The following is a 20,870-nucleotide window of genomic DNA, read 5'->3' as shown; positions in this document are numbered from 1 at the left end:
GGTGGTCAGACACTGTGGCTGGCCGATAATGTGTTTAATCGCGCGGCGCCGTTCGCGCCCACTCAGTTTCGCAAATCATGGCAAAAGAACAGACAGACCGTACCACGCTTGATCTCTTTGCAGACGAGCGACGACCGGGCCGCCCGAAAACCAGCCCGCTGTCGCGCGATGAGCAGCTGCGCATTAATAAGCGCAATCAGCTTAAACGCGATAAGGTTCGTGGGCTACGGCGCGTGGAGCTCAAAATGTCCGGCGAAGCGGTTGACGCGCTCAATACGCTGGCTGAGCAGCAAAATATCAGCCGCAGCGAGCTGATTGAGCAGATGCTGCTGACGCAGCTCAAACTCATATAATTTATGCAGACCGCACACTGGAACACAAACTCTGCGCTTTGCGCGTTCCGCGCTTTTTCAGGGTCTGCTATCATTCGCTTATCTGTATAGTCTGTTGACTTACTCTCACATTCAGGATTTAAGAGGCTACCTAACCCATGGCAATCGTAGGCATTTTCTTCGGCAGCGATACCGGCAACACTGAAAACATTGCAAAGATGATCCAGAAACAACTGGGTAAAGATGTCGCCGAAGTGCATGACATTGCTAAGAGCACGAAAGAAGATCTGGAAGCGTTTGATATTCTGCTGCTGGGTATTCCTACCTGGTATTATGGTGAGGCGCAGTGCGACTGGGATGACTTTTTCCCGACGCTGGAAGAGATTGACTTCAATGGCAAGCTGGTTGCGCTGTTTGGCTGTGGCGACCAGGAAGATTATGCCGAGTACTTCTGCGATGCGCTGGGTACGATTCGCGACATTATTGAGCCAAATGGCGCAATCATCGTGGGCCACTGGCCTGTTGAAGGTTACCACTTTGAAGCCTCTAAAGGTCTGGCCGATGAGAAGCATTTCCTCGGGCTCGCCATCGATGAAGATCGTCAGCCAGAGCTGACGAATGCGCGCGTCGAGGGCTGGGTGAAGCAGATTTTTGATGAGCTGCAGCTTAAAGAAATTATTGAGGCATAATGTGTTGCCGTTACCCGATGCAGGCACGGTTAACATCGGGTAACGGAATTGCCTATAAAAATAATAGCTACGCTTTTTTAACTTTTCCCTGCAATTCTGTAGAATACCCGCAACGGTTAACGGCTTATTCCTCTGTCAGCAGGCTGAGGCTGAGTGAACTGAGAACCCAGCACTGTATAATCCCGCCGGCGACAGCAAGAGCGTTACTCCCGCCTCTGGTGATTTCTTTAGCATTTGCCTGGTTTCTATTCGCCTGCCCCGGTTCTATAATGAGACGCAAATGAGAATGCGCGTTAACCACACATTCAAGGCTGTTAAGCCGCAAATGACTAGCAAAGTAACAGGACAATATCCGCATGACTGACAACAATTCCGCATTGAAAAAGGCTGGCCTGAAAGTCACGCTGCCCAGATTAAAGATTCTGGAAGTGCTTCAGGAACCCCAGTGCCATCACGTCAGTGCGGAAGATTTGTACAAACGCCTGATCGATATGGGCGAAGAGATTGGTCTGGCCACGGTATATCGCGTTCTGAACCAGTTTGACGACGCGGGCATTGTAACCCGTCATAACTTCGAAGGCGGCAAGTCCGTTTTTGAATTAACGCAGCAGCAGCATCACGATCATCTTATCTGCCTGGACTGCGGTAAAGTGATTGAGTTCAGCGATGAGTCGATCGAAACGCGCCAGCGCGAAATCGCGACCCGCCACGGCATTAAGCTTACTAACCATAGCCTCTATCTGTATGGTCACTGCGAAGTGGGTGACTGCCGGGAAGATGAAACGCTGCATAACGATAAATAACGTCAGCTACGCTGCAAAATAAAAAAACCGGTGCAGGCACCGGTTTTTTTGTTGCTGCAGTTCAGGCGACCAGTGTCTCCTGCAGATAGCGCCAGCGCGGATTTTCCGTTGTGCAGTCCAGCACCGCCAGCGAAATACGGCTGTGGCTCTCGCCGTTCAGTATCTGCAGTTCGCGATACTGAATGGTGACCTCTTTTTGCTGCTCAGAAATGATTGCATGTTCGCTGGTCGCGATGCGCATTCCTTCACGCTGTCCGCACAGGCGGCGAAAAAGATCTTCAACGTCATTCAGATTCAGCTGTCTGCCCTGTGGCGTAACCATCCGGAAATCAGGATGGAAATGCGACAGCAGCAGCCCCATGGTATCGTTGCTGACATCCGCATGATTAAAAATACGTTCAATGAGCTGATGTAAAACCACAACGCTATGTTTGGCTTCCTGAGCGAGGCTTGTCATTATTTTTCCCTTTTTGCTAGCCACAGACCAAGTCCGGAGTGCGCATAGCCTACCTGAAAAAAAGGATTTAACACGGTCAAATGCGTTAATTTTTTTAAAGTCAGACAAGTCGTAAACCCGCATACCAGCTCGATTTTATTTAACGCAGAATAAATGGTTGCCGGGGAGCAAAAGAGGATAATAAAAAAGGGCGAATACTCGCCCTTATATAATTTTATGATGCCGGAAGCGGTTATTATTCGCTGCCGATCTTCGCCCAGGTATCACGCAGGCCTACCGTGCGGTTAAATACCAGCGCTGATGGCTGCGAGTAGACGCTGTCCGCGCAGAAGTAGCCCTCACGCTCGAACTGGTATGGCGAGGTTGCTGCCGCTTCGCGCAGTCCTGGCTCCACAAAGCCCTGCTTGATCTGCAGCGAGTCCGGATTCAGAGTCGCGAGGAAATCCTCTGCCGCGCCCGGGTTAGGCACGCTGAACAGACGATCATAGAGGCGGAACTCAGCGGGCAGCGCATGAATTGCGGAGACCCAGTGGATCACCCCTTTTACTTTGCGGCCATCAGCCGGGTCTTTGCTCAGCGTATCCACATCGCAGGTTGCATAGATGCAGGTGATGTTGCCCGCCTCATCTTTTGCCACGCGCTCAGCGCGAATCACATAAGCGTTACGCAGGCGCACTTCTTTACCCAGTACCAGACGCTTATACTGCTTGTTAGCTTCTTCACGGAAATCTGCGCGATCGATCCACACTTCGCGGCTGAAAGGCACGTCGCGCGTTCCCATCTCCGGCCGGTTAGGATGGTTTGGCATGGTGATGATCTCATCATGCCCGGCAGGCAGGTTTTCAATCACGACTTTAAGCGGGTCGAGCACGGCCATAGCACGCGGCGCATTTTCGTTGAGGTCGTCACGAATGCATGACTCCAGCGAAGCCATCTCAACGATATTGTCCTGTTTGGTGATACCGATGCGGCGGCAGAACTCACGAATTGATGCCGCGCTGTAACCACGACGGCGCAGGCCTGAAACGGTCAGCATGCGCGGATCGTCCCAGCCTTCAACCCGCTTCTCGCTCACCAGCTGCGTCAGCTTGCGCTTCGACATCACCGCATATTCCAGATTCAGGCGCGAAAATTCATACTGCCGCGGATGCACCGGAATCGTGATGTTATCCAGCACCCAGTCATACAGGCGACGGTTATCCTGAAACTCCAGCGTACAGAGCGAATGCGTGATCCCTTCCAGCGCATCGGAGATGCAGTGCGTGAAATCGTACATCGGATAGATGCACCACTTGTTACCGGTCTGATGGTGCTCGGCAAACTTAATGCGGTAGAGCACCGGATCGCGCATCACAATAAAGCTGGAAGCCATATCGATTTTGGCACGCAGGCACGCCTTACCCTCTTCAAAGCCACCATCGCGCATTTTCCGGAACAGCGCCAGGTTCTCTTCGACGCTGCGATCGCGATACGGGCTGTTTTTGCCCGGCGCCGTCAGCGTGCCGCGATACTCGCGGATCTGCTCGGGTGACAGTTCGTCAACGTACGCCAGTCCTTTGTTGATCAGCTCGACAGCATAATTAAACAGCTGATCAAAATAGTCGGATGAGTAACGAATGTTGCCGCTCCACTCAAAGCCCAGCCATTGCACATCATTTTTGATCGACTCGACGAACTCCATATCCTCTTTAACCGGATTGGTATCATCGAAACGCAGATTGCATTCCCCCTGATAATCCTGTGCGATTCCAAAGTTCAGGCAGATCGATTTTGCATGGCCAATATGCAGATAACCATTGGGCTCTGGCGGGAAACGGGTATGCACACTACTGTGCTTACCGCTCGCCAAATCTTCGTCGATGATCTGACGAATAAAGTTCGTTGGGCGGGCTTCAGCCTCACTCATCTCAAAATCCTCAAACAATAACGGGTGATTTTACCTCGAAGTAACGGAGTATGATCCACAAAGCGCTGAAGGGAAACAACCGTTTGTTGGCGCTTTTAAAACAAAAAAGGCAGGAATCGCTTCCTGCCTTATCGGTTAGACGCCCGGGGTTAGTTTTTCACCTCATAGAGCGGCGTTTCGCCGGCAACGACCGTGCCGGTTGCCAGCAGCGTAAGACCTGCGAAGTCGTCGCTGTTGCTGACCACCACCGGACTGATCATCGAGCGCGCGTGAGCGTTCAGATAGTCCAGATCCATCTCCAGGATCGGCTCGCCAGCGGTAACGGTCGCGCCCTCTTCCACCAGCCGGGTAAAACCGCGCCCTGCCAGCGCAACGGTGTCCAGCCCCATATGCACCACTATCTCAACGCCGCTCTCTGTTTCCAGACAGAAGGCGTGATTGGTATTGAAGATTTTCACTATGGTACCGGCAATCGGTGCCACCACGCGGCTATCCGACGGCTGAATGGCCAGGCCATCACCTACCGCTTTGCTGGCGAACGCTTCATCCGGCACCTTATCCAGCGCCACTACATGACCTGATACCGGTGCCAGCAGCGTGGCAATCGCCTTATGTGTAGCCGCGGGCGCAGGCGCTGCTGCTGCCACAACCGGTTTAGCCACAGGCGCAGCGCTGGCGGCCGCCACCGGGCCTTTGGTCAATACGGACTTCATCGCAGTAGCGATACTCTCCGCCTGCGTACCCACAATAATCTGCACGCTCTGCTTATTAAGACGAATAACGCCTGAAGCGCCGATACGTTTTGCCACACCTTCGCTGACCTGTGCGGAATCTTTCACGTTCAGGCGCAGGCGCGTGATACAGGCATCAATATGCGTCAGGTTTTCAGAGCCGCCGACGGCAGCAATATAGCGACGCGCCAGCGATTCAGTCGCCGTTTCACCGCTACTTTCAGGCGTGACATTCACATCATAACCATCGGTTTCATCATCCGCTGCCAGCTCGCGGCCCGGCGTCAGCAGATTAAATTTGCGGATAGTGAAACGGAAGACGACGTAATAGATCACGAAGAAGACCAGGCCCTGCGGGATCAGCATCCACCAGTGCACCGCCAGCGGGTTACGCGACGAGAGCACCATATCTACCAGGCCGGCGCTGAAGCCAAAGCCGGCAATCCACTGCATGCTGGCCGCAATAAACACGGAAATACCGGTGAGTACCGCGTGGATCACATAGAGCACCGGGGCCACGAACATAAAGGAGAATTCCAGCGGCTCAGTGATACCGGTAAAGAATGCTGCGAAAGCGGCTGCCAGCATAATGCCGCCCACTTTTGCCCGATTCTCAGGACGCGAGCAGTGATAGATAGCCAGTGCCGCACCCGGCAGGCCAAACATCATGATCGGGAAGAAGCCTGCCTGGTAGCGACCCGTAATACCCGGAATGCCGCTGCCGTTAGCAATAGACTGCGCGCCGCCGAGGAATTTTGGAATGTCGTTAATACCCGCAACATCAAACCAGAACACGGAATTGAGCGCGTGGTGCAGGCCAACCGGGATCAGCAGTCGGTTAAAGAAGGCGTATACCCCCGCCCCGACAGAACCCAGTTTCTGGATATGTTCCCCAAAGCTTACCAGACCACCGAAGATCACCGGCCAGACGTACATCAGGATAAACGCCACGACAATCATCAGGAAGGAGACCAGAATCGGTACCAGGCGACGCCCGCTGAAGAAAGAGAGCGCTTTAGGCAGTTCGACATGGCTGAAGCGGTTATACATCTCCGCCGAAAGGATACCCACCATGATACCGACAAATTGGTTTTCAATTTTGCCAAACGCCGCAGGCACCTGCTCAAGCGGCATTTTCTGGATCATAGCGACTGCAGCAGGCGAACAGAGCGTGGTCACCACAAGAAAGCCAACAAAGCCGGTCAGGGCCGCTGCGCCATCTTTATCCTTAGACATACCGTACGCGACACCAATCGCAAACAGTACCGACATATGGTCGATAATCGCGGAGCCTGACTTTATCAGCAGTGCCGCCAGTGCGTTACCTGCCCCCCAGCTGTCGGGATCGATCCAGTAGCCTACCCCCATCAGGATAGCGGCCGCCGGCAGCGTGGCCACCGGCACCATCAGCGCACGGCCGACTTTTTGTAAATAGCCTAATATACTCACCTTGTTCTCCCCCTATGAGACTGGCGTATCCCCTGGTACGGGTTGGTTTTATTATCCCGGCACCTGGCGTGTTGATAAGACGATTCTCTGCGAGATGCAGTGTAAAGATAAATTAATTCGCCTCGCAAATTAAAACCGCTCCAGTTGTGACTTTTATCACCTTAATAGCCAATATAAGTCGCTTAATACTGGTCACTGCCACAAACTTATTTTATGATAAAAAATATCAACCGCTCTTTTTCGCTGTAGCTTGCTGATAAACGCGTTAACCTCATTCACACTTGATCACGGCTGCTACAGCATATTCTTTTTATCTGTTTAACCGAGGTGCACTATGAGACTGATTCCGCTGGCTACACCTGCTCAGGTTGGCAAATGGGCAGCCCGCCATATCGTCAACCGGATTAACGCCTTTAACCCAGGCCCTGAGCGTCCCTTTGTTCTGGGATTGCCTACGGGCGGCACGCCGCTGGAAGCTTACAAGCATCTGATTGAGATGCACAAAGCGGGCCAGGTCAGCTTTAAGCATGTTGTCACATTCAATATGGATGAGTATGTCGGTCTGCCGAAAGCGCACCCGGAAAGCTATCACAGCTTTATGTATCGCAACTTTTTCGATCACGTTGATATTCCGTCAGAAAACATCAATCTTCTGAATGGCAATGCGGAAGATATTGACGCAGAATGTCGCCAGTATGAAGAGAAGATTCGTGCGTTTGGTAAAATCCACCTGTTTATGGGTGGTGTAGGCAATGATGGCCATATTGCGTTTAATGAACCCGCCTCCTCGCTCTCATCGCGTACACGTATAAAAACGCTGACGCATGATACGCGTGTCGCTAATTCACGCTTTTTCGATGGCGATGTCAGCCAGGTCCCTAAATATGCGCTGACCGTTGGCGTGGGTACGCTGCTTGATGCCGAAGAGGTAATGATCCTGGTGACAGGCCACGTCAAAGCGCTGGCGCTTCAGGCCGCGGTAGAAGGCAACGTAAACCATATGTGGACCATCAGCTGTCTGCAGCTGCATCCAAAAGCGGTTGTGGTATGTGATGAGCCAGCGACAATGGAACTGAAAATTAAAACGGTAAAATATTTCCGCGAGCTTGAAGCGGAAAATATGCAGGGCGTCTGAGAGCACGATGTAGAAGCCTGCTGTCGTTGACAGCTGGCGCAGCCGGGAGAGAGATAATGTACGCATTAGTAAACGGTCGGATTTTTACCGGCTATGACATTCTGGACGATCACGCGGTAGTTATCGCGGACGGTATTATTGATCGGGTTTGCCCGCGCGCCATGCTGGATGCAGCGCTACCGCAACAGGATATGGCCGGCGCGTTTATCGCTCCCGGCTTTATCGACCTGCAGCTCAACGGCTGCGGCGGTGTGCAATTCAACGATTCGCCTGAAGCGCTGAGCGTGGAAACGCTGGAGATAATGCAGCGTGCTAATGAAAAGTCAGGCTGTACCAGCTTTCTTCCAACGCTGATTACCAGCAGTGATGAACTGATGAAGCAGGCGGTGGAAACCATGCGCGCCTGGCTGACAACGCGCCAGAATCAGGCGCTGGGTTTGCACCTTGAAGGTCCGTGGCTCAACCGGGAGAAAAAAGGAACGCACAATCCGGCTCTGATACGCCAGCCCGATCCCGCACTGGTCGACTACCTTTGTGCCAACGCGGATGTCATTACTAAAGTCACGCTGGCGCCTGAACAGGCAGGCAGCGAGGTTATTCGTCAGCTCAGCGCAGCCGGTATCATCGTTTCTGCCGGTCACTCTAATGCGACCTATGCCGAGGCAAAAGCCGGCTTCAGCGCCGGCATTACCTTTGCGACCCATCTTTATAATGCGATGAGTCCTTTTAGCGGCCGTGAACCTGGACTGGTCGGTGCGCTGTTTGATTCGCCTGATGTATACTGCGGCATCATTGCAGATGGCTTACATGTCAATTACGCTAACGTGCGCATGGCAAAACGTCTCAAAGGCGAACGGCTGATTCTGGTTACTGACGCGACTGCGCCGGCAGGTGCTGCGATTGATAAATTCATTTTTGCAGGTAAAACAATATACTATCGCAATGGTCTGTGCGTGGATGAGCATGGAACCCTGAGCGGTTCAGCACTGACAATGATTGAAGCAGTGCAGAACAGCGTAGAGTATTGCGGCATTGCCCTGGATGAGGCGTTACGTATGGCAACGCTTTATCCGGCAAGAGCCATGGGCGTGGAGAAACAGCTGGGCACGGTAGCAGCAGGAAAAGCCGCCAACCTCACTGTTTTTACCCGCGATTATCAAATCATCAAGACGTTCGTCAATGGAGAGAGCGTCCTCAGCGAGTAAGCATTGAATGACCACTGGCGGCCAGACTCAAATAGGAAATGTCGATCTTGTCAAACAACTCAATAGCGCAGCCGTTTATCGGTTGATCGATCAACAGGGGCCGATTTCGCGAATTCAGATTGCCGATCTCAGCCAGCTTGCGCCCGCCAGTGTCACTAAAATTACCCGTCAGCTGATTGAACGCGGTTTGATCAAAGAGGTCGAGCAGCAGGCCTCTACCGGCGGTCGCCGCGCCATCTCCATTATCACGGAAACCCGTCATTTCCATACCATCGGCGTCCGTCTCGGACGCAACGACGCCACGCTTACCCTGTTTGATCTAAGCGGCAAATCGCTGGCGCAGGAAGATTATCCGCTACCGGAGCGCACGCAGGAGACGCTGGAGAACGCGCTGTTTAACGCTATCAGCGCGTTTATCAACGTGCATCAGCGGAAAATTCATGAGCTGATCGCTATTGCCGTGATCCTGCCCGGGCTGGTCGATCCGGTTAAAGGGATTATCCGCTATATGCCGCACATTGCCGTCAGCCACTGGCCGCTGGTTGCCAGCCTGCAGCAGCGGTTCAGCGTGACCAGCTTTGTAGGGCATGATATCCGCAGTCTGGCGCTGGCTGAGCACTACTTCGGTGCAAGCCGCGACTGCGCTGACTCGATTCTGGTGCGGCTGCATCGTGGAACCGGTGCCGGCATTATTGCTAACGGACAGATTTTTCTCGGCAGTAACGGTAACGTGGGTGAAATTGGCCATATCCAGGTCGATCCGTTAGGCGAACGCTGCCACTGCGGCAACTTCGGCTGTCTGGAAACCATCGCCGCAAATGGCGCGATTGAAAACCGCGTACGCCATCTGCTGAATCAGGGATATCCAAGTACGCTGTCGCTGGATAACTGCCTGATGCCACAAATCTGTCACGCTGCTAATCAGGGCGACGCGCTGGCGTGTGAAGTGATTGAGTATGTGGGGCGTTATCTCGGCAAAGCGATTGCCATTGCAATCAACCTTTTTAACCCGCAAAAGGTGGTGCTGGCGGGCGAAATCACCGACGCCGACAAAGTGTTGTTTCCCGCCATCGAGAGCTGTATCAATACGCAGGTGCTGCGTGAGTTTCGTAAAAACCTGCCGGTGGTGCGCTCACAGCTGGATCATCGCTCCGCGATTGGGGCGTTTGCGCTGGCAAAACGCGCTATGCTGAATGGCATTCTGCTGCAGCATCTGCTGGAAGATTAATTGTAACCTGCCTGAGCAGGCCTGACGGGATCTTGTATGACCATTAAAAGCGTAATCTGTGATATCGATGGCGTGTTGATGCATGACAACACGGCCGTGAAAGGGGCTAATGAATTTCTGCAGCGTATCCTGGAAAAAGGCATGCCGCTGGTCGTGCTGACTAACTATCCGTCGCAGACTGCTCAGGATCTGGCCAACCGTTTCTCCAACGCCGGCGTCGACATTCCTGACTCGGTGTTTTATACCTCAGCCATGGCCACCGCTGATTTCCTGCGGCGTCAGGAGGGGAAAAAAGCGTATGTGATCGGAGAAGGTGCGCTGGTTCATGAACTCTACAACGCCGGCTTTACCATTACTGACGTCAATCCTGATTTTGTTATCGTCGGTGAAACCCGCTCGTTTAACTGGGATATGATGCATAAAGCCGCGTTTTTTGTGGCTAACGGCGCGCGCTTTATTGCGACCAATCCGGATACCCACGCGCGTGGATTTATTCCCGCCTGCGGCGCCCTCTGTGCCGGTATCGAAACCATTTCGGGCCGTAAGCCTTTTTATGTTGGCAAGCCCAGCCCCTACATTATGCGGGCGGCGCTGAACAAAATGCATGCGCACTCTGAAGAGACAGTGATCGTGGGTGATAACCTGCGCACCGATATTCTGGCGGGCTTCCAGGCGGGACTGGAAACTATTCTGGTGCTCTCTGGTGTTTCCACCCTGAGCGATATCGACGCAATGCCATTCCGACCCGACTGGATTTTCCCTTCCGTCGCCGATATCGATCTGTTCTGACCGGCGCCGTGCACCTGCTGACGCCCTGCCCACCTGCCGGTGTGCGGGGCGTTACTGTTTTTGGCGCCTGATGATAAAAAGAGCTAAACCGGCAAATTATTAGATATCATCTAAAAAAATAGCCTTTATTTTGGTGTATATTCAATTTATTCACCTGTGCAACACTCTATTTATCATAAAAACGTTATTTTGCTTGCGCAACCACCATCAATTAGCGCATTTTCTTATACATCACGCAGCGCAGGCTGCCGGACAAATGCAAAATAACATCGCCACAGGGTGAGATCAGGAGTCAGTTATGTGTTCGATTTTTGGTGTGCTGGATCTGAAAAGCGATCCTGTTGAACTGCGCAAGAAAGCGCTGGAGTCTTCCCGTCTGATGCGTCACCGCGGCCCGGACTGGTCCGGGGTGTTTGCAGATGATAAGGCTATCCTGGTGCATGAGCGCCTCTCAATCGTTGACGTTAACAACGGCGCGCAGCCGCTGTATAACGCTGACCACACCCACGTACTGGCCGTGAACGGCGAAATTTATAACCATCAGGCGCTGCGCGCTGAGCTGAGCGATCGTTATGCGTTTCAGACCGGCTCCGACTGCGAAGTGATTCTGGCGCTCTATCAGGAAAAAGGCGTCGATTTCCTTGATGACCTGCAGGGTATGTTCGCTTTCATCCTGTGGGACAGCGTTAAACAGCAGTACCTGATTGGTCGCGATCATATCGGTATCATTCCGCTCTATATGGGCAATGATGAGCACGGTAACCTTTACGTGGCGTCTGAAATGAAAGCGCTGGTTCCGGTCTGCCGCTCTATTAAAGAATTCCCGCCGGGAAGCTTCCTCTCCAGCACTGATGGTGAAATCCGTCGTTACTGGCAGCGCGACTGGATGGATTTTGCAGCGGTTGCGCAGAACACCACCGATGCTGCAGGCCTGAAACATGCGCTGGAAGAGTCAGTAAAAAGCCATCTGATGTCTGATGTCCCTTACGGCGTGCTGCTCTCAGGCGGACTGGACTCTTCAATCATTTCGGCCGTTACCAAGCGTTTTGCGGCTAAACGGGTGGAAGATGCTGATAAGAGCGACGCCTGGTGGCCACAGCTGCACTCGTTTGCTGTGGGCCTGGAGGGTTCACCCGATCTGAAAGCTGCGCAGGCGGTCGCCGATCATCTCGGTACCGTACACCACGAAATTCATTTCACGGTACAGGAAGGCCTGGACGCGATCCGTGACGTGATTTACCACATCGAAACGTATGATGTCACCACGATTCGCGCCTCAACGCCGATGTATCTGATGTCACGCAAAATCAAGGCGATGGGTATCAAGATGGTGCTTTCTGGTGAGGGCGCAGATGAAGTATTTGGCGGCTATCTCTACTTCCATAAAGCACCAAACGCCCGTGAGTTCCATGAGGAGAACGTGCGTAAGCTGCTGGCGCTGCATATGTTTGACTGCGCGCGTGCGAACAAAGCGATGTCAGCCTGGGGCGTAGAGGCACGCGTGCCGTTCCTGGATAAAAAATTCCTGGATGTGGCAATGCGCATCAACCCGGAAGATAAACTGTGCGGCAGCAACGGGAAGATGGAAAAGCACATTCTGCGTGAATGCTTCTCATCGTATCTGCCGGAGAGCGTGGCGTGGCGTCAAAAAGAGCAATTTTCTGATGGGGTCGGTTACAGCTGGATCGATACGCTGAAAGAAGTGGCGGCGAAGCAGGTCAGCGATCAGCAGCTGGCAACCGCACATTTCCGCTTCCCGCACAACACGCCTGGCTCAAAAGAAGCGTATCTCTATCGCGAAATCTTTGAGGAGCTGTTCCCGCTGCCGAGCGCAGCAGAGTGCGTGCCTGGCGGACCTTCTGTGGCCTGCTCTTCTGCTAAAGCGATTGAGTGGGATGAGGCGTTCAAATCCATGGACGATCCTTCCGGCCGTGCCGTTGGCGTACATCAGTCCGCTTACAAATAAGCGCATCGCCGGATAGAGTAAGGGACCCGCTGCGGTCCCTTTTTAGTTGCAACTGACGCGGATGTGATCGAAAATTGCTGAATAAAGCGCCAGCCTGGTTACAAGCCAGACAAACAGGCGCCGCAAGGTAAAAAACGGCAAAAAAACTGTTGACGCTACAAAGCTCAATACGCATAATGCGCCCCGCAACGCCGTTGAAGGTAACGCGAAAAAAGATGGCTACGTAGCTCAGTCGGTTAGAGCACATCACTCATAATGATGGGGTCACAGGTTCGATTCCCGTCGTAGCCACCATCTTTTTTGCGGGAGTGGCGAAATTGGTAGACGCACCAGATTTAGGTTCTGGCGCCGCAAGGTGTGCGAGTTCAAGTCTCGCCTCCCGCACCATTTCAGTCTTCGGCAGCCGGATGGGGTATCGCCAAGCGGTAAGGCACCGGTTTTTGATACCGGCATTCCCTGGTTCGAATCCAGGTACCCCAGCCAATCCGATATGTTTTCGTGGATACGCGTTAACAGATGGGATATCGCCAAGCGGTAAGGCACCGGTTTTTGATACCGGCATTCCCTGGTTCGAATCCAGGTATCCCAGCCAGCATCGGGAAAAGCAGTAAAGCAGTATTATGGCTACGTAGCTCAGTCGGTTAGAGCACATCACTCATAATGATGGGGTCACAGGTTCGATTCCCGTCGTAGCCACCAGATAATTGGGGTGTCGCCAAGCGGTAAGGCACTGGTTTCTGATACCAGCATTCCGGGGTTCGAATCCCTGCACCCCAGCCATACAAAGACAATTTGATCAAACACCTATTGGGGTGTCGCCAAGCGGTAAGGCACTGGTTTCTGATACCAGCATTCCGGGGTTCGAATCCCTGCACCCCAGCCAAATTGCACAACAGGCCCGCTTTTGCGGGCTTTGTTGTTTCTGACGTTCTGAAACGGCAGGGCTTTCTGCCAGCGCGCCGCGCCAGCAGTAAGCGTGGGTGAGGTCAGAGTCCCAGCGCGTAGCGCAGCGCACGACGCTTCAGGCCGCCGGCACGCTCTGCCGCCATCAACCCCAGATTACGCGCCAGGCGCAGCGGCGGCAGTGAGTTGCTGAACGCAAAATAGAACAGATCCATGCCACCCTGCATCAGCAGATTATCGCGATAGCGTTCACGCTGATAGCGCTGCAGCACCGCCATTCCTGACCACGTCTGCGCCTGACTGCGCGCCTCAGTCAGCACGGTAATCAGCGCATCCACGTCGCGATAGCCCAGGTTAACGCCCTGCCCCGCCAGCGGATTAATCGTATGCGCAGCATCGCCCACCAGCGCCAGCCCCGGCATGACGTAGCGCGTGGCATGACGCCGGACCAGCGGAAACGACGCCGCGCTCTTTATCTGAAAACGGCCGAGACGAGCCGGGAAATTCAGCTTTACCTCTTTCTCCAGCTGGCTCAGCGGCAGCGCCTGCAGCTGACGGATACGCGCGGGTGCGTCATACCACACCAGCGATGCATGCTGGTCAAAAAGCGGCAGAAAAGCTCGCGGCCCCTGCGGCGTAAACTGCTGCCAGGTAGCATCACCCGCCGGATGCTCACACTCGGTACTGATAAGCATGCAGGATTGCGCATAGTTCCAGCCGTGCACGCCGATGCCTGCCAGCTGCCGCACCCGCGAGTTAGCGCCATCCGCGCCAACCACCAGCCGGGCATCAAGCGGTGCGCCCTGGTCCAGGGTGATGTGCCAGCCGCCGCTATGCGGCTGCAGATCCTGCAGCGTTGCCGGGCACAGCAGCGCGACGCCATCCTGCTGCATCTGCTCCCACAGCGCCCGCTGCAACACGCGGTTTTCTACCATATAGCCAAGCACCGGCAGCCCCAGCGATGCTGCATCAAACGTGACGTGCGCGCTCTGCCACTCCCAGGTTTCCAGTTTGCGATAGGGCGCACTGCGCATCGTCTCTACGCGCGCCCAGGCGCCCAGCTGCTGCAGTAACGCAACTGAAGAAGCACCAATCGCGGAGATGCGGATATCAGGCTCGCAGCTGCTATCAAACGGCTCAGGTTCTGCACGCTCAATGACAGCAACGCGGAACTGCTGCTGCGCCAGCCCGCACGCCAGCGCCGCCCCCACCATGCCACCTCCGACGATGACCACGTCATACTGTCTCTCCTGCATCAATCCTCACCTTTCCTGTTGCCCTGACGCCCCACGGCGTTTGCTGATAAACAAAGTGTACCGGAAATCATCCGGAAGGGGGCTGAGCCGCTGCCACATCTTTTTGTGTCCGCGCTGCCTGCAGCAGCCTGGCTGTCACGCTGGTGCGCGAAGTATGACAGGTACGCTGGTCACATCCCCCCCAAAGCATTACACTATGCCCCCTGCACTTCCCTGCTCAGATTCAATGGCTGGTTCAATGACCAAAAAACTGCATATCAAAACCTGGGGCTGTCAGATGAATGAGTATGATTCATCCAAGATGGCTGACCTGCTGAACAGCACGCACGGCTACACTCTGACGGAGGAAGCCGAAGACGCAGATGTTCTGCTGCTTAATACTTGCTCTATCCGTGAGAAAGCGCAGGAGAAAGTCTTTCACCTGTTAGGGCGCTGGAAAAAGCTCAAAGCGGCCAATCCCGATCTTATCATCGGCGTGGGCGGCTGCGTGGCGTCGCAGGAAGGCGATAAACTGCGCCAGCGTGCACAGTGTGTTGATATCGTCTTTGGACCACAGACGCTGCATCGCCTGCCGGAAATGATCAATCAGGTACGCGGGAATAAAAGCCCGGTAGTTGACGTCAGCTTCCCGGAAATTGAAAAATTTGACCGTCTGCCGGAACCGCGCGCTGAAGGCCCGACGGCTTTTGTCTCCATCATGGAAGGCTGCAATAAATATTGCACTTTCTGCGTGGTGCCGTATACCCGCGGCGAAGAAGTCAGCCGTCCCTGCGACGATATCCTGCTGGAAATCGCCCAGCTGGCCGCTCAGGGTGTGCGCGAGGTTAACCTGCTGGGTCAGAACGTCAACGCCTATCGCGGCGCGACCTTTGATGACCAGATCTGCACGTTTGCTGAGCTGCTGCGCCTCGTCGCCGCCATTGATGGTATCGACCGCATCCGCTTTACCACCAGCCATCCGATTGAGTTCACCGATGACATCATTGATGTCTATCGTGATACGCCAGAGCTGGTGAGCTTCCTGCATCTGCCGGTCCAGAGCGGCGCTGACCGTATTCTGACGCTGATGAAGCGGGCGCACACTGCGCTGGAGTACAAAGCGATTATTCGCAAGCTGCGCGCAGCACGTCCTGATATCGAAATCAGCTCTGATTTTATCATCGGTTTCCCGGGTGAAACTCAGCACGACTTCGAACAGACCATGAAGCTGATCCACGACGTTAACTTTGACACCAGCTACAGCTTTATCTACTCCGCCCGTCCGGGTACGCCTGCGGCTGACCTGCCAGACGACGTGCCGGAAGAGGAGAAAAAGCAGCGCCTTTATATTCTGCAGGATCGTATCCAGCAGCAGGCGATGGCGATCAGCCGCCGTATGGTGGGTACCGTTCAGCGTATTCTGGTTGAGGGTACATCACGTAAAAATGTGATGGAACTGACCGGCCGTACTGAAAATAACCGCGTGGTAAACTTTGAAGGCTCGGTGAACATGATTGGCAAATTTGTCGATGTTGAAATCGTTGATGTCTATGCCAACTCACTGCGCGGCGTGGTCGTACGCACCGAAGATCGCATGGGACTGCGCGTGGCGCAGAGTCCGGCGGCCGTCATTGCCCGCACCCGCAAAGAGGATGAAACCGGCGTCAGCCTGTATCAACCCTGACAGTTAATCACTGTGCGGCAGCACGCAGCGTGCTGCCGCCTGTTTCATCCGCTACCCCTTGCATTCTGCAGCGGTCGCCCAAATATCTTTCCCTGCGCTTGCGTCCTGGTGCTGTCCCATAAATAATTTTGTCATACGCTTATGACGCGCACGCGCGGCATCCATACACTTTTTCAACTGGCCCTGTGTGACCCAAAGGATTCAATTGAATATCGAAACTCGTGAAATCGCTCTGGAACCCGCCGACAATCAACGTCTGATGAGCCTGTGCGGTCCGTTTGATGACAATGTGAAGCAGCTGGAACGCCGTCTGGGCATCGAAATCAACCGCCGCGACAACCATTTTAAGCTGGTGGGCCGTGCGCTTAGCGTGGACGCCGCCGCGCATATCCTGCGTACGCTGTACGTGGATACTGCCCCGGTACGCGGCCATATTCCGGATATCGAACCGGATCACATCCATCTGGCCATTAAAGAGAGTCGGGTGCTGGAGCAGACCGCCGAAAGCGTGCCGGAGTATGGCAAAGCGGTAAACATTAAAACCAAACGCGGTGTGATTAAGCCGCGCACGCCGAATCAGGCGCAGTACATCGCCAACATCCTCGACCACGATATCACCTTTGGTATCGGCCCGGCGGGCACCGGTAAAACCTATCTTGCGGTTGCCGCCGCGGTTGATGCGCTGGAGCGCCAGGAGATCCGTCGTATTCTGCTGACCCGTCCGGCGGTAGAGGCGGGTGAGAAACTGGGCTTTCTGCCTGGCGATCTGAGCCAGAAGGTTGATCCCTATCTGCGCCCGCTTTATGACGCGCTGTTTGAGATGCTCGGCTTTGAACGGGTTGAAAAGCTGATGGAGCGTAACGTGATTGAGGTGGCACCGCTTGCCTATATGCGCGGTCGTACGCTGAATGATGCGTTTGTGATCCTTGATGAGAGCCAGAACACCACCATTGAACAGATGAAGATGTTCCTGACGCGCATTGGGTTTAACTCCAAAGCGGTGATCACCGGTGACGTGACGCAGATTGACCTGCCGCGCAGCACCAAGTCGGGTCTGCGCCACGCGATTGAAGTGCTGGCTGACGTCGAAGAGATCAGCTTTAACTTCTTCCACAGCGAAGATGTGGTACGCCATCCGGTAGTGGCACGTATTGTGAACGCTTATGAAGCCTGGGAAGAGGCGGATCAGAAGCGTCGTGATAAACTGGCGGAAGAGCGTAAACGGGAGTCGCTGGCCGCACAGGCTGTGCACTCCACACCACCACAGGAGCCGTCATGAGTACGGTAGTACTGGATTTACAGCAGGCCTGCGCCGACGCGCACGGCCTGCCGGAAGAAACCGCTTTTCAGCGCTGGCTGGAAGCGGCCGTTATCCCCTTTCAGCCAGAAAGTGAGGTCACGATTCGCCTGGTTGATGAAGCGGAGAGTCACGAGCTAAACCTGACTTATCGCGGCAAAGACAAGCCGACCAACGTGCTCTCTTTTCCTTTTGAAGCGCCGCCAGGAATTGAGCTGCCGCTGCTGGGTGATTTAATTATCTGTCGCCAGGTGGTTGAGCAGGAAGCGGCTGAACAGGGTAAAAGCACTGAAGCACACTGGGCACACATGGTCGTACACGGCACGCTGCATCTGCTGGGCTATGACCATATTGAAGACAGTGAAGCCGAAGAGATGGAGGCGCTGGAGACTGAGATAATGCTTGCTCTTGGTTATCCTGACCCGTACATTTCGGAGAAAGAAGACGCCTGAGCCGTGGGTTCAGGCTACTGTGCTGCCGGCGGGACGCGGGCAGCTATCCTTATCTAACAGCGAGATCGTAATTAAAACGCCATGAGCGACGACCATTCTCAAAACAACGACGCCCCCAGTAGTAAAAAGGGCTTCTTTTCCCTGCTGCTTAGCCAGCTGTTTCACGGTGAACCTAAAAATCGTGATGAACTGCTGGGTCTGATCCGTGATTCTGAACAAAAAGAGCTGATTGACCAGGATACCCGCGACATGCTGGAAGGGGTGCTCGACATCGCCGAACAGCGCGTACGCGATATCATGATCCCACGCTCACAGATGATCACCCTGAAGCGCAATCAGAGTCTGGAAGAGTGCCTGGCCGTGATTATTGAATCTGCGCACTCCCGTTTTCCGGTCATCAGCGAAGATAAAGATCACGTTGAAGGCATTCTGATGGCGAAAGATCTGCTGCCGTTTATGAGCAGCAGCGCTGAGCCCTTCAGTATGGAAAAGGTGCTGCGTCCTGCGGTAGTGGTGCCGGAAAGCAAGCGCGTTGACCGCATGCTGAAAGAGTTCCGCTCGCAGCGCTATCATATGGCGATTGTTATTGATGAATTTGGTGGCGTATCTGGCCTGGTGACCATCGAAGATATTCTGGAGCTGATTGTCGGCGAAATCGAAGATGAGTATGACGACGAAGAAGATCGCGACATCCGTCAGCTGAATCGCCATACCTACACGTTACGCGCGCTGACGCCGATTGAAGATTTCAACGAGGCGTTCGGCACCGATTTCAGCGATGACGAAGTGGATACGATTGGCGGTCTGGTTATGCAGGGCTTTGGCCACCTTCCGGCTCGCGGCGAGAGTATCACTATTGATGGCTACCACTTCAAAGTCGCTATGGCGGACAGCCGTCGTATTATTCAGGTGCATGTGAAAATTCCGGAAGATTCTCCACAACCGCAACTCGAAGACGAATAACTTTATGGCATCTGCCTCTCTTTTTTCCCGCCAGCGGGTGCGTCTGCTGCTGGCGCTGATAGCGGGTGCCACCGGCACCCTCGCCTTTTCTCCTTACGATTTCTGGCCTGCGGCGCTTATCTCCCTGGCGGGTTTGCAGGTATTACTGCTAAACCGTCGTCCTGCCCAGGCTGCAGCGCTTGGCTTTACATGGGGCTTTGGCCTGTTTGGCAGCGGCATTAACTGGGTCTATGTCAGCATCGCTACCTTTGGCGGTATGCCCGGGCCGGTAAACGTCTTTCTGGTGCTGCTGCTGGCAGCATATCTGGCGCTCTATCCGCTGCTGTTTGCCGTGGTGCTCAACCGCTTCTGGCCGCGCGCTACTCTATGGCGGCTGGCGCTGGCGGCGCCGGCGTTATGGCAAATCAGTGAGTTTCTGCGCGGCTGGGTCCTGACGGGTTTCCCCTGGCTGCAGTTTGGCTACAGCCAGATTGACGGTCCGCTGAAAGGTATTGCGCCGCTTGCGGGCGTAGAGACCATTACCTTCCTGCTGATGATGATTGCCGGCCTGCTGGTCTTTGCCCTGCATCAGCGCAGTCTGAAAAGCCTGATTGTTGCCGCAGCCCTGCTGCTGCTGCCGTGGCCGCTGCGTATGCTGCACTGGTATCAGCCGCTGCCGGCACGCAGTGTGGACGTGGCGATGGTACAGGGTAATATCCCGCAATCGATGAAGTGGGATCCGCAGCAGCTGCGCGACACGCTGCGCGTCTATACCAGCTACAGTCAGCCCTATATCGGCAGTGCGCCGCTGATTATCTGGCCTGAATCAGCTATTACCGATCTTGAAAGTAACCAGCAGCCCTTTTTACAGGCGCTGGACGCGGAACTGCGCGCGCGCGGCAGCAGTTTGATTACCGGCATTGTTGACTCACGCGTTGAGGGTGATAACCGCTATCACGACTATAACTCCGTCATCGTGCTCGGTGGCAAACAGCCTTATAACTACCAGAGCCGTAACCGCTATCAGAAAAATCACCTGGTGCCGTTCGGCGAGTTTGTGCCGCTGGAGAGCCTGCTTCGTCCGCTGGCGCCGTTCTTCGATCTGCCCATGTCCTCTTTCAGCCGCGGTGCTTACATCCAGCCACAGCTGAACGTGGCGGGTTATAACCTCACCAGCGCCATCTGCTATGAAATCGTTCTGGGCGAACAGGTACGTGCCAACTTCCGGCCAGATACCAACTTCCTGCTGACGGTTTCAAATGATGCCTGGTTCGGCCACTCGATCGGTCCGTGGCAGCATTTTCAGATGGCGCGCATGCGTGCGCTTGAACTGGGACGCCCGCTGCTGCGCTCGACAAACAATGGCGTTACAGCCGTGGTCAACGCCGACGGCGACGTTGAAAAGATGATCCCGCAGTTTACCCGCCGGGTACTGGAGGCGCGCGTAACGCCTGCTGCAGGCGAAACGCCCTATGCGCGCAGCGGTATCTGGCCGGTCTGGTTACTGACGCTGGCAGCGATCACCGCCGCCATTGCACGCCGGCGCGTCTGACGCTCGCGTCTCCCTGAAAGCGAAGCCACGGCTTCGCTTTTTTTTTTGTCTTTCCGCTGAAACATTCTCCTGCAATGCTGCGTAATGTGGCACGAAGCTTGCTGTTAACCATAAC

At 54.5% G+C, this 20,870-nt stretch carries 17 protein-coding genes and 7 tRNA genes; 20 read left to right on the top strand and 4 right to left on the bottom strand.

The features are described 5' to 3' along the window. The first annotated feature begins 77 nt into the window (after window positions 1-77). From ybfE to fur, 3 genes are all read left to right on the top strand, one after another. Window positions 78-353, top strand: coding sequence for a LexA regulated protein (gene ybfE, locus LAC65_RS04510; protein ID WP_039383184.1), 276 nt, complete (start codon window positions 78-80; stop codon window positions 351-353). 137 nt (window positions 354-490) lie between these two features. Beyond that, a complete protein-coding gene (fldA, locus tag LAC65_RS04505; RefSeq protein WP_039383182.1) occupies window positions 491-1,021 on the top strand; it encodes a flavodoxin FldA in 531 nt (176 codons plus the stop codon). 356 nt (window positions 1,022-1,377) lie between these two features. Then, the gene (gene fur, locus LAC65_RS04500) at window positions 1,378-1,824 is read left to right on the top strand and encodes a ferric iron uptake transcriptional regulator (RefSeq protein ID WP_039383181.1); all 447 of its coding nucleotides are present in this window, start codon (window positions 1,378-1,380) and stop codon (window positions 1,822-1,824) included. A gap of 61 nt (window positions 1,825-1,885) precedes the next feature. On the opposite strand, the gene LAC65_RS04495 is transcribed toward fur, so the two are convergent. The 3 genes from LAC65_RS04495 to nagE all read right to left on the bottom strand — a co-directional run bounded on the left by LAC65_RS04495 (window position 1,886) and on the right by nagE (window position 6,361). Continuing rightward, the gene (locus LAC65_RS04495; RefSeq protein WP_039383180.1) at window positions 1,886-2,281 is read right to left on the bottom strand and encodes a hypothetical protein; all 396 of its coding nucleotides are present in this window, start codon (window positions 2,279-2,281) and stop codon (window positions 1,886-1,888) included. Window positions 2,282-2,516: 235 nt separating this feature from the next. Beyond that, window positions 2,517-4,187: a glutamine--tRNA ligase gene (gene glnS / locus LAC65_RS04490; RefSeq protein ID WP_039383178.1), complete on the bottom strand. Its 1,671-nt coding sequence runs from the start codon at window positions 4,185-4,187 to the stop codon at window positions 2,517-2,519. Between the two features lie 149 nt (window positions 4,188-4,336). Continuing rightward, window positions 4,337-6,361 carry an N-acetylglucosamine-specific PTS transporter subunit IIBC gene (gene nagE / locus LAC65_RS04485; protein ID WP_039385758.1) on the bottom strand — a complete coding sequence of 675 codons (2,025 nt, stop codon included), beginning with the start codon at window positions 6,359-6,361 and terminating at the stop codon, window positions 4,337-4,339. Window positions 6,362-6,701: 340 nt separating this feature from the next. On the opposite strand from nagE, the gene nagB reads away from it, so the two are divergent. From nagB to LAC65_RS04425, 12 genes are all read left to right on the top strand, one after another. Further along, a complete protein-coding gene (nagB, locus tag LAC65_RS04480; protein WP_071668986.1) occupies window positions 6,702-7,502 on the top strand; it encodes a glucosamine-6-phosphate deaminase in 801 nt (266 codons plus the stop codon). A 56-nt stretch (window positions 7,503-7,558) separates the two neighbouring features. Then, window positions 7,559-8,707: an N-acetylglucosamine-6-phosphate deacetylase gene (gene nagA / locus LAC65_RS04475; protein WP_039383172.1), complete on the top strand. Its 1,149-nt coding sequence runs from the start codon at window positions 7,559-7,561 to the stop codon at window positions 8,705-8,707. A gap of 7 nt (window positions 8,708-8,714) precedes the next feature. After that, complete coding sequence (gene nagC / locus LAC65_RS04470; protein WP_039383170.1) at window positions 8,715-9,935, top strand: DNA-binding transcriptional regulator NagC; 1,221 nt, start codon at window positions 8,715-8,717, stop codon at window positions 9,933-9,935. 36 nt (window positions 9,936-9,971) lie between these two features. Next, window positions 9,972-10,724 carry an HAD-IIA family hydrolase gene (locus LAC65_RS04465; RefSeq protein WP_039383168.1) on the top strand — a complete coding sequence of 251 codons (753 nt, stop codon included), beginning with the start codon at window positions 9,972-9,974 and terminating at the stop codon, window positions 10,722-10,724. A gap of 298 nt (window positions 10,725-11,022) precedes the next feature. Next, the gene (gene asnB, locus LAC65_RS04460) at window positions 11,023-12,690 is read left to right on the top strand and encodes an asparagine synthase B (RefSeq protein WP_039383166.1); all 1,668 of its coding nucleotides are present in this window, start codon (window positions 11,023-11,025) and stop codon (window positions 12,688-12,690) included. 217 nt (window positions 12,691-12,907) lie between these two features. Continuing rightward, window positions 12,908-12,984: transfer RNA gene (locus LAC65_RS04455), tRNA-Met, on the top strand. Window positions 12,985-12,992: 8 nt separating this feature from the next. After that, window positions 12,993-13,077 (top strand) — tRNA-Leu (locus LAC65_RS04450). A 21-nt stretch (window positions 13,078-13,098) separates the two neighbouring features. After that, a tRNA-Gln gene (locus LAC65_RS04445) sits at window positions 13,099-13,173 on the top strand. Between the two features lie 34 nt (window positions 13,174-13,207). Then, window positions 13,208-13,282 (top strand) — tRNA-Gln (locus LAC65_RS04440). A 30-nt stretch (window positions 13,283-13,312) separates the two neighbouring features. Continuing rightward, a tRNA-Met gene (locus tag LAC65_RS04435) sits at window positions 13,313-13,389 on the top strand. A gap of 6 nt (window positions 13,390-13,395) precedes the next feature. Next, window positions 13,396-13,470 (top strand) — tRNA-Gln (locus LAC65_RS04430). 28 nt (window positions 13,471-13,498) lie between these two features. Then, window positions 13,499-13,573, top strand: a tRNA-Gln gene (locus tag LAC65_RS04425). Between the two features lie 103 nt (window positions 13,574-13,676). Here the strand turns inward: LAC65_RS04425 and ubiF are convergent. After that, a complete protein-coding gene (ubiF, locus tag LAC65_RS04420) occupies window positions 13,677-14,849 on the bottom strand; it encodes a 3-demethoxyubiquinol 3-hydroxylase (protein ID WP_039383164.1) in 1,173 nt (390 codons plus the stop codon). A gap of 238 nt (window positions 14,850-15,087) precedes the next feature. Between ubiF and miaB the strand changes: the two genes are divergently transcribed. From miaB to lnt, 5 genes are all read left to right on the top strand, one after another. After that, window positions 15,088-16,512 carry a tRNA (N6-isopentenyl adenosine(37)-C2)-methylthiotransferase MiaB gene (gene miaB / locus LAC65_RS04415; RefSeq protein ID WP_039383162.1) on the top strand — a complete coding sequence of 475 codons (1,425 nt, stop codon included), beginning with the start codon at window positions 15,088-15,090 and terminating at the stop codon, window positions 16,510-16,512. A gap of 205 nt (window positions 16,513-16,717) precedes the next feature. Continuing rightward, the gene (locus LAC65_RS04410) at window positions 16,718-17,791 is read left to right on the top strand and encodes a PhoH family protein (RefSeq protein WP_039383160.1); all 1,074 of its coding nucleotides are present in this window, start codon (window positions 16,718-16,720) and stop codon (window positions 17,789-17,791) included. Beyond that, window positions 17,788-18,261 (top strand): rRNA maturation RNase YbeY, encoded by a 474-nt coding sequence (gene ybeY, locus LAC65_RS04405; protein ID WP_039383158.1) that lies wholly within the window; start codon window positions 17,788-17,790, stop codon window positions 18,259-18,261. Before LAC65_RS04410 ends, ybeY begins: the two co-directional genes overlap by 4 nt. Before the next feature lie 81 nt (window positions 18,262-18,342). Next, window positions 18,343-19,224, top strand: a complete 882-nt coding sequence (gene corC / locus LAC65_RS04400) for a CNNM family magnesium/cobalt transport protein CorC (RefSeq protein ID WP_039383156.1) — start codon at window positions 18,343-18,345, stop codon at window positions 19,222-19,224. 4 nt (window positions 19,225-19,228) lie between these two features. Continuing rightward, a complete protein-coding gene (gene lnt, locus LAC65_RS04395; protein WP_039383154.1) occupies window positions 19,229-20,755 on the top strand; it encodes an apolipoprotein N-acyltransferase in 1,527 nt (508 codons plus the stop codon). Window positions 20,756-20,870 lie beyond the last annotated feature (115 nt).

It is taken from the genome of Pantoea eucrina (genome assembly GCF_020079945.1).
Lineage (GTDB): Bacteria > Pseudomonadota > Gammaproteobacteria > Enterobacterales > Enterobacteriaceae > Pantoea > Pantoea eucrina.
This window is presented reverse-complemented; position numbering and strand designations above follow the sequence as displayed.

What these genes read in the sequence shown, in the direction of transcription:
- LAC65_RS04495 (WP_039383180.1), bottom strand. Translation starts at nt 2,281, where the DNA reads ATGACAAGCCTCGCTCAGGAAGCCAAACATAGCGTTGTGGTTTTACAT.
- ybfE (WP_039383184.1), top strand. Translation starts at nt 78, where the DNA reads ATGGCAAAAGAACAGACAGACCGTACCACGCTTGATCTCTTTGCAGAC.
- miaB (WP_039383162.1), top strand. Translation starts at nt 15,088, where the DNA reads ATGACCAAAAAACTGCATATCAAAACCTGGGGCTGTCAGATGAATGAG.
- glnS (WP_039383178.1), bottom strand. Translation starts at nt 4,187, where the DNA reads ATGAGTGAGGCTGAAGCCCGCCCAACGAACTTTATTCGTCAGATCATC.
- asnB (WP_039383166.1), top strand. Translation starts at nt 11,023, where the DNA reads ATGTGTTCGATTTTTGGTGTGCTGGATCTGAAAAGCGATCCTGTTGAA.
- nagB (WP_071668986.1), top strand. Translation starts at nt 6,702, where the DNA reads ATGAGACTGATTCCGCTGGCTACACCTGCTCAGGTTGGCAAATGGGCA.
- nagA (WP_039383172.1), top strand. Translation starts at nt 7,559, where the DNA reads ATGTACGCATTAGTAAACGGTCGGATTTTTACCGGCTATGACATTCTG.
- ubiF (WP_039383164.1), bottom strand. Translation starts at nt 14,849, where the DNA reads ATGCAGGAGAGACAGTATGACGTGGTCATCGTCGGAGGTGGCATGGTG.
- ybeY (WP_039383158.1), top strand. Translation starts at nt 17,788, where the DNA reads ATGAGTACGGTAGTACTGGATTTACAGCAGGCCTGCGCCGACGCGCAC.
- fldA (WP_039383182.1), top strand. Translation starts at nt 491, where the DNA reads ATGGCAATCGTAGGCATTTTCTTCGGCAGCGATACCGGCAACACTGAA.
- fur (WP_039383181.1), top strand. Translation starts at nt 1,378, where the DNA reads ATGACTGACAACAATTCCGCATTGAAAAAGGCTGGCCTGAAAGTCACG.
- LAC65_RS04465 (WP_039383168.1), top strand. Translation starts at nt 9,972, where the DNA reads ATGACCATTAAAAGCGTAATCTGTGATATCGATGGCGTGTTGATGCAT.
- nagC (WP_039383170.1), top strand. Translation starts at nt 8,715, where the DNA reads ATGACCACTGGCGGCCAGACTCAAATAGGAAATGTCGATCTTGTCAAA.
- lnt (WP_039383154.1), top strand. Translation starts at nt 19,229, where the DNA reads ATGGCATCTGCCTCTCTTTTTTCCCGCCAGCGGGTGCGTCTGCTGCTG.
- corC (WP_039383156.1), top strand. Translation starts at nt 18,343, where the DNA reads ATGAGCGACGACCATTCTCAAAACAACGACGCCCCCAGTAGTAAAAAG.